The organism is Mesorhizobium sp. M6A.T.Cr.TU.017.01.1.1, assembly GCF_004023115.1.
Taxonomy (GTDB): Bacteria; Pseudomonadota; Alphaproteobacteria; order Rhizobiales; family Rhizobiaceae; genus Mesorhizobium; species Mesorhizobium mediterraneum.
Genome location: NZ_RZTA01000263.1, coordinates 1 through 1,103, shown reverse-complemented (window position 1 = coordinate 1,103; position 1,103 = coordinate 1). Strand labels below are relative to the sequence as shown.

Sequence of the window (1,103 nt, the reverse complement as noted above, 5' to 3'; positions counted from 1 at the left end):
GAGACCTTTGCACAGAAGCCGAACGGTGATTCTGTGGTGAAGGTTGGAGCAGGGAGATTCGGGATGGCGGATCGTGTTTTGGGTCAGTTGAGTCTGGCGGACGGTCTGGCGGCGTCGGATGAGACGATTTTCGACCTAGTATCGAAGGAACTGGACTGGGCGCCGATCCGAACATTGCTGGGTCAGCGCAGCGGTCCTGGCTCGGGCAACACCAGCTATCCGGCGGAACCGCTGGTGCGCTGTCTTTTGCTGGGCATGTGGCATGGGCTGAGCGATCCGGCGCTTGAGGCGCAGATCCGGGACCGATTGTCGTTCCGCCGCTTTGCCGGTTTCAGCCTTTCGGACCGCACGCCCGACCATTCGACACTGTGGCGCTTCCGCGAGGAGCTGACGCGTGAGCGACTGATCGACAAGGTCTTTGAGGAGATCAACCGTCAGCTGGAGGAGAAGGGCCTGATCGTCAAGCGCGGCACCTTGGTCGATGCCACGTTCCTGCAGGCTCGTGGCCGTCCGCCCAAGCAGCCGAAGAAGGGCCACCAAGGTCCGGTCAAGCCGTCGGCCGACAAGGATGCGCGTTGGGGCAAGAAGGGCAAGAAGAGCACCTTCGGCTACAAGATGCACATCGGCGTCGACCAGGAGCACACCTTGATCCGGCGTGTCGAGGCGAGCGACGCCTCGGTCACCGACACCGAGCCGGCCGACCAGTTGATCTGCGGCGACGAGAAGGCGGCCTATGGCGATCAAGCCTATTACACCCACGCCCGCCATGCCCGGCTCGCCGCCGCCAACATTAAGGACCGGCTGATGCGGCGGCCCAACAAGCATCACCCCGAGTTGCCGCCGCGCCACAAGCTGCGCAACCGGCTGATCGCCAAGGTGCGGGCGGCAGTGGAGCGGCCTTTCGCCGTGTTCAAGGAGCGTTACGGCATGCGACGCCTGCGCTTCTTCAACCTCGCCACCAACCGCACGCAGTGCATACTGGCCGCCTGCGCTTACAATCTGCGCACCATGATTGGCGTCCTCTATCCACCCGATGAGAGGCGGACATGAGGGAGGAGTGCGTCCACAATCCGGCAGGATGGCTGCCTAAACCGACAAAGGCC

General features: G+C 63.3%; 1 protein-coding gene. It reads left to right on the top strand.

Annotation, left to right across the window (positions count from 1 at the left end; genetic code table 11):
- Positions 1–63: 63 nt before the first annotated feature.
- Positions 64–1,050, top strand: coding sequence for an IS5 family transposase (locus tag EOB36_RS33870; protein WP_126103272.1), 987 nt, complete (start codon positions 64–66; stop codon positions 1,048–1,050).
- Positions 1,051–1,103: the final 53 nt, after the last annotated feature.

What these genes read in the sequence shown, in the direction of transcription:
- EOB36_RS33870 (WP_126103272.1), top strand. Translation starts at nt 64, where the DNA reads ATGGCGGATCGTGTTTTGGGTCAGTTGAGTCTGGCGGACGGTCTGGCG.